A 6,659-nucleotide genomic window follows, 5' to 3' on the forward strand; every position below is an offset into this window, starting at 1 on the left:
TCGTCAGGGTCTGGACTGAGGGAGGCCGAATCAGGTGCAGGATCTGGCGGGAATCGCGGTGCTGACGCTGCTGATGGCGGCACTGGGCGGCTATCTGGTCGGGTCTATTCCGTTCGGCGTGCTTCTGACCCGTGCCGCAGGGGCCGGCGATGTCCGCAACATCGGCTCCGGCAATATCGGCGCGACCAATGTGCTGCGGACGGGTCGCAAGGACCTGGCCTTCGCGACCCTGATTCTTGATGCCGGAAAGGGGGCTGCGGCCCTGCTGATCGCGCGCGCGGTTACCGACAATGATGCGGTGGCGGCCATTGCGGGTGGCGCGGCCTTTCTCGGCCACCTCTATCCTGTGTGGCTGGGCTTCAAGGGCGGCAAGGGTGTCGCCACCTTCTTTGGCTTGATGCTGGCGGCGGCCTGGCCGCTGGGGCTGGTCGCGGCGGCGGTCTGGCTGCTTACCGCAGCCGTGTTTCGGGTGTCGTCCCTGTCCGCCCTGATCGCCACGCTCGTTACTCCCGTGCTGGCCCTGATGCCCATTGCCGCCCTGAACCTGCCGACCTCGAACAGCGTCTTCCTGCTGGCGCTGGCGGCGATGACGCTGATCTGGCTGCGCCACTTCGACAACATCATCCGGCTGATCAAGGGCAAGGAACCCCGCATCGGCGCGAAGTCTGCCTGATGGCGCTGGAGGCAGCCGAACGGATCGCCCGGCTGCAACTGGCCCGCAGCGAGCGGATCGGGCCTGTCACCTTTGCCCAGTTGATCGCGAGATATGGTAGCGCGCAGGCGGCGTTGGATGCCCTGCCGGGCGTCATCCGCAAGGCCGGCGGCGCAGCCTATACTGCTGCCCCTCGTGACCAGATCGAGGCGGAGATCGCGAGCGGTGAGGCCCTTGGCGCGCGGCTGGTGGTCATCGGCGACGCCGACTATCCGGAGACGCTGGCGGCGGTCGACCCGGCACCGCCGGTGCTGTGGGCCAGAGGGAGCATCGACGGCCTTCGGAAGGACGCCGTAGCCATTGTCGGCGCGCGCATCGCCTCGGCCGGGGGGCAGCGGATCGCCCGGGGGCTGGCGTCGCAACTGGGCGAGGCGGGGATGACCGTTGTCTCGGGACTGGCTCGGGGCATCGATGCCGCCGCGCACTGGGGATCCCTGTCGACAGGCACGGTGGCCGTGCTGGGGGGTGGCGTCGATGATGTCTATCCGTCGGACAATCAGGACCTGTACGACCGGATCGTGGCCGAGGGCTGCGTCCTGTCGGAAAGCCCGCCGGGCACCCGGGCCCAGGCCCGCGACTTTCCAAGGCGCAATCGCATCATCTCCGGCCTGTCGCGCGGAGTGATCGTGGTCGAGGCCGAGATCCGCTCCGGCTCCCTGATCACCGCACGACTGGCGGCCGAACAGGGGCGCGAGGTGTTCGCGGTGCCGGGATCGCCGCTGGACCCCCGCTCGCGAGGCCCCAATGCCCTGCTGCGCGACGGCGCGACCCTGTGCGAGCGGGTCGAGGATGTGCTGGACGCGCTCGGCAGCGTCCGCGCCGCGCGGATCAAGCCGGGGCGACCCGCCCCCGTGGAGATTGCCGCCGACCTTGATGACGCCACCCTGTCCGCCGTCGAGGCCCTGCTGTCTCCGACACCGACGCCGCGCGATGATCTGGCCCGGTCGCTGGGGCTGCCGGTCGCTGTGGTGTCCGGGGCCCTGCTGGAGCTCAGTCTGGTCGGCCGGGCCCGCCTGCTCCCGGGCGGACTGGCGTCGCGCTGACTCGGGTTTTCCGGACTGGCGATTGACACGGGACGAGAGGCGAACCACGTTCCCCGGCCTTCTTCTCCGGCCCGAACCCTGGGCCCCTCCCCCCGAAAAGCGCCACGCCCGTATGAATCTCGTCATTGTCGAAAGCCCGGCCAAGGCCAAGACCATCAACAAATATCTGGGTCCCGACTTCGAGGTTCTGGCCTCCTATGGCCACGTCCGCGACCTGCCCTCCAAGGACGGCTCGGTCCTGCCCGACGAAGACTTCGCCATGTCGTGGGAGGTCGATGCCCGGGGTGCCAAACGCCTGTCCGAGATCGCCGAAGCGGCCAAGCGCGCCGACCGCGTCATACTAGCGACTGACCCCGACCGTGAGGGGGAAGCGATCAGCTGGCACGTGCTGGAGGTGCTGCAGAAGAAGAAGGCGCTGAAGGACACCCAGGTCGAACGGGTCACCTTCAACGCCATCACCAAGGCCGCCGTGCTCGAGGCCATGGCCAATCCGCGTCAGCTGGATATGGAGCTGGTCGAGGCCTATCTGGCCCGCCGCGCGCTGGACTATCTGGTCGGGTTCACCCTGTCGCCGGTGCTGTGGCGCAAGCTGCCCGGCGCGCGCTCGGCCGGTCGGGTGCAGTCGGTGGCGCTGCGCATCGTGGTCGACCGCGAACTGGAGATCGAAAGTTTCAAGCCGCAGGAATACTGGTCGATCGAGGCCGATCTGACCGCGGACAGCCCGCCTTTCACCACCCGGCTGGTCAAACACGCGGGCAAGCGGGTGCAGCGGCTGGACATCAAGGACGAGGCGACAGCGACGGCCGCGCGCGCCGCCATCCAGGCCGGTCAATTCACGATCCGCTCGATCGAGAAGAAGCCGGTCAAGCGCAACCCCTCGCCCCCCTTCACCACCTCGACCCTGCAGCAGGAAGCCTCGCGCAAGCTCGGCTTCACGGCGCAGCGCACCATGCAGGCGGCGCAGAAGCTGTACGAAGGCGTCGACGATACGGGTGGCCTGATCACCTATATGCGGACCGATGGCGTGTCGGTCAGCCCCGAGGGCATCGCCCAGGCCCGCGAAGTGATCGCCGAGCGCTTCGGCCCTGCCTATGTCCCGTCCGAGCCGCGCTACTACAAGGTCAAGGCCAAGAACGCCCAGGAGGCGCACGAGGCCATCCGACCGACCAATATCGCCCGCCATCCGGACTCGGTGCGTCTCGATGACGACCTGCGGCGCCTGTATGAGCTGATCTGGAAGCGGATGGTCGCCAGCCAGATGGAAGCGGCCCGCGTGGACCGCACCACGGTCGAGATCGAGGAACCCTCGGGCCAGACCGGCCTGCGCGCCACCGGACAGGTCGTCACCTTCGACGGCTTCATCGCCGCCTATGAAGAAGGCCGGGACGACAAGCCCCGCGCCGGGTCGTCGGACGACGACGAGGATGACGCCACCCGCCTGCCCGCCCTCAAGGAAGGCGCTGCGGCCAAGGTCGAGGCCGTCCGTACGGATCAGCATTTCACGGAACCGCCGCCGCGCTATTCCGAAGCGACCCTGGTCAAGAAGCTGGAGGAGCTGGGGATCGGGCGACCGTCGACCTATGCCTCGATCCTGACCACGCTGCGGGATCGCGAATACGTCCGCATGGACAAGAACCGCTTCTATCCCGAGGACAACGGGCGTCTGGTCACAGCGTTTCTGGAGCAGTTCTTCGGCCAGTGGGTCGAGTATGACTTCACCGCCGCGCTGGAGAACGAGTTGGACGAGGTCTCGGCCGGCCAGATGGACTGGAAGGCGCTGCTGCGCGAGTTCTGGTCCAAGCTGAAGCCTGCCACGGCCGTGGTGCTGGAGCGGCAGGGCGTCATCGACGAGTTGGACTCGGCCATCGGCCCCTTCCTGTTCCCCGAGAAGGATGACGGCACGGATGCTCGCCTGTGCCCGCTGTGCAAGTCCGGGCGGCTGCATCTGAAGGCCAGCTTCAAGATGAAGTCCTCCTTCATCGGCTGCTCGAACTATCCGGAGTGCCGCTACACCCGGGGCTTTGGTGCCGGAGCCAATGCCGCGGGTTCGGCGGACGGCGGCGACCGCGACCTGGGCATCGATCCGGACACGGGCCAACCCGTCCAGCTGAAGATCGGCCGCTTCGGGCCCTACGTGGAGACCACCCCGCCCGAGGCTGAAAAACCGAAACGGTCCTCCCTGCCCAAGGGGTGGAGCCCGGCGACGCTGACGCTGGAACAGGCTCTCACGCTGCTGGCCTTGCCGCGTCAGGTCGGAGCACACCCCGAGGACGGCAAGCCGATCACGGCCGGGCTGGGCCGCTATGGGCCCTTCGTTCTGCACGACGGCGTCTATGCCAATCTGCCGGACATCGAGGAGGTGTTCGAGGTCGGGCTGAACCGCGCCGTCGCCCTGCTGGCCGAAAAGAAGGCCTCGCGCGGGGCCCGGGGGCAGACGGCACCGCTGAAGGAACTGGGGGCCCATCCCGAGAGCGGTGACCCGATCCAGGTGATGGCCGGGCGGTTCGGCCCCTACGTCAAATGCGGCAAGATCAACGCCACACTGCCCAAGGGAACGGCGCCCGAAGACCTGACGCTGGAGACGGCCCTCGAACTGGTCGCGGCCAAGGCGGCGGCGGGCGGCAAGGGCAAGAAGGCGCCCGCCAAGAAAGCAGCGGCCAAGAAAGCTCCGGCGAAGAAGGCGGCAGCCAGGAAGGCCCCGGCCAAGTCCAAGGCCAAGCCTAAGACGGCCTGAGGTCTTTCGGCGCCAGACCGGCGAGGATACCGGGAATGAGATCCGGCAGGTCCTCGGCGATCAGGCCGGGGCCGAAGCGGCGCGCAGCTTCGGCGTGGATCCACGCTGCCGCGCAGGCGGCGTCAAAACTGTCCATGTGCTGGGCCGCCAGTCCGCCGATCATGCCCGCCAGCACATCGCCGGTGCCCGCCGTCGCCAGCCAGGGCGAACCGTTCGGGTTGACGGCAACGCGCCCGTCGGGCGCCGCGATGACGGTCTCATGACCTTTCAGCAGCACGACGGCATCGGCCCGCACCGAGGCCTGAGCGGCCGCTTCGGTCGAGAGCAGATCGGCCAGATCCGGAAACAGGCGCGCGAACTCTCCCCCGTGCGGGGTCAGCACATCATCGCGGTCCAGCAAGGCGAACAGATCATCAGGGTGGCTTTCAAACACGCTGAGCGCATCGGCATCGACGACGAGCACGGCACCGGTTCTGGCCAATGCATGCAGATTGCCGACCGTTTCCTCTCCCAGCCCTGCAGCCGGGCCGATCACCACGGCATCAACCTCCCTGAGGCGATGACCCAGATCGTCGGCGCCGTCGAAGGGTTCCACCATCACTGCCTCCAAAGAGGCTGCCAGCACCGGGATGGCTGCGGGCGACGCCATGACCCGGACCAGACCCGCACCAATCCGAAGCGCTGCCCGCGCCGCCAGACGGGCCGCTCCGGTGCGGTGCGCCGGGCCCGAGACCACGGCCAGTCGCCCGCGCGCATGCTTGTGGGTGTCCGTCTCGGGCCAGGGCAGACGGCTTCTCCAGTCTCCGGCTTCAGGTAGGACAGTCATGACGCCTCCGTTCACGGATGATGATAATTATCAAAAGGGCCTTGCCTTATGGTGCAATGCAATGTCCCATTGCGGTCCGAGTGCACAGACCAATTCCGGGCCAATTCCGGGTCGCCTCGGGGACGCCATGAAAAAGATCGAAGCCGTCATCAAGCCGTTCAAGCTGGATGAAGTCAAAGAGGCACTGCAGGACGTCGGGGTCCAGGGGATGACCGTCCTCGAGGCCAAGGGCTATGGCCGCCAGAAGGGGCATTCCGAACTGTACCGTGGCGCCGAATACGTCATCGACTTCCTGCCCAAGATCAAGATCGAGGTGGTCGTCAGCGATGACCTGGCCCCGGCTGTGATCGAAGCCATCCAGACATCGGCCCGCACGGGCAAGATTGGCGATGGCAAGATCTTCGTCTCGGACGTCCAGGACGTCATCCGTATCCGCACCGGCGAAACCGGTGCCCAGGCCGTCTGACCCTTTCACCGACCGTCCCTCGCGGACGGTCTTTCTGTTCTCCTCCCCCAGCCACAGGATACGAAATCCATGAGCGTCAAGGCCATCCTTCAGGACATCAAGGACAAGGACGTCAAATACGTCGACCTTCGCTTCACCGACACCAAGGGCCGACTTCAGCATGTGACCTTTGATATCGACCTGGTCGATGACGAGTTCCTTGAGGAAGGCACCATGTTCGACGGCTCGTCCATCGCGGGCTGGAAGGCAATCAATGAGTCCGACATGCTGCTCAAGCCGGATCTCGACACCGCCTACATCGACCCCTTCTACCAGCACACCACCCTGTTCCTGTTCTGCGATGTGCTGAACCCCGACACCAACGAGCCCTACAACCGCGACAGCCGCTCGATGGCCAAGAAGGCGCTGGCCTTCGTCCAGTCAGCCGGCGTGGGCGACAAGGTCTATTTCGGTCCCGAGGCCGAGTTCTTCATCTTCGACGATGTCCGCTGGTCCACCCAGGCCCACGACACGGGCTACACCTATGACTCGCTGGAACTGCCGGCCAACACGGGCTCGGAATACAGCGAAGGCAACATGGGCCACCGCCCGGGCGCCAAGGGCGGCTATTTCCCCGTCAATCCGGTCGACTCCGGCCAGGACCTGCGCGCGGAAATGCTGTCGGTGATGAAGGACATGGGCCTCAACCCCGAAAAACATCACCACGAAGTGGCCCCGGCCCAGCACGAACTGGGCCTGAAGTTCGCCGAACTGGTGACCATGGCCGACCGGTTGCAGCTGTACAAATACGTCATCCACAACGTCGCCGCCGCCTATGGCAAGTCGGCCACCTTCATGGCCAAGCCTATGTTCGGCGACAACGGCTCGGGCATGCACGT

Annotated in this window: 6 protein-coding genes; 5 read left to right on the forward strand and 1 reads right to left on the reverse strand. The window is 66.5% G+C overall.

Annotated features, from left to right (window positions below; translation table 11 throughout):
* Nucleotides 1-34 precede the first annotated feature (34 nt).
* The 3 genes from plsY to topA all read left to right on the forward strand — a co-directional run bounded on the left by plsY (nucleotide 35) and on the right by topA (nucleotide 4,489).
* Nucleotides 35-673, forward strand: a complete 639-nt coding sequence (plsY, locus tag B4K74_RS04810) for a glycerol-3-phosphate 1-O-acyltransferase PlsY (RefSeq protein WP_286691987.1) — start codon at nucleotides 35-37, stop codon at nucleotides 671-673.
* Complete coding sequence (gene dprA, locus B4K74_RS04815) at nucleotides 673-1,755, forward strand: DNA-processing protein DprA (RefSeq protein ID WP_286691988.1); 1,083 nt, start codon at nucleotides 673-675, stop codon at nucleotides 1,753-1,755. The genes plsY and dprA overlap by 1 nt, the downstream gene beginning before the upstream one ends.
* 112 nt (nucleotides 1,756-1,867) lie before the next feature.
* A complete protein-coding gene (gene topA / locus B4K74_RS04820; RefSeq protein ID WP_286691989.1) occupies nucleotides 1,868-4,489 on the forward strand; it encodes a type I DNA topoisomerase in 2,622 nt (873 codons plus the stop codon).
* On the opposite strand, the gene B4K74_RS04825 is transcribed toward topA, so the two are convergent.
* Complete coding sequence (locus B4K74_RS04825) at nucleotides 4,476-5,315, reverse strand: NAD(P)H-hydrate dehydratase (RefSeq protein WP_286691990.1); 840 nt, start codon at nucleotides 5,313-5,315, stop codon at nucleotides 4,476-4,478. The genes topA and B4K74_RS04825 overlap by 14 nt on opposite strands.
* Nucleotides 5,316-5,442: 127 nt before the next feature.
* Here B4K74_RS04825 and B4K74_RS04830 point away from each other — a divergent pair, with 127 nt between their 5' ends.
* Nucleotides 5,443-5,781: a P-II family nitrogen regulator gene (locus B4K74_RS04830; RefSeq protein WP_123286608.1), complete on the forward strand. Its 339-nt coding sequence runs from the start codon at nucleotides 5,443-5,445 to the stop codon at nucleotides 5,779-5,781.
* A gap of 69 nt (nucleotides 5,782-5,850) precedes the next feature.
* Nucleotides 5,851-6,659, forward strand: an 809-nt coding sequence (locus B4K74_RS04835; protein WP_286692088.1) for a glutamine synthetase beta-grasp domain-containing protein, incomplete at its 3' end; no start/stop codon positions are given.

This window comes from Brevundimonas sp. UBA2503, assembly GCF_002341485.1.
In the GTDB taxonomy this organism is placed as follows: Bacteria; Pseudomonadota; Alphaproteobacteria; order Caulobacterales; family Caulobacteraceae; genus Brevundimonas; species Brevundimonas halotolerans.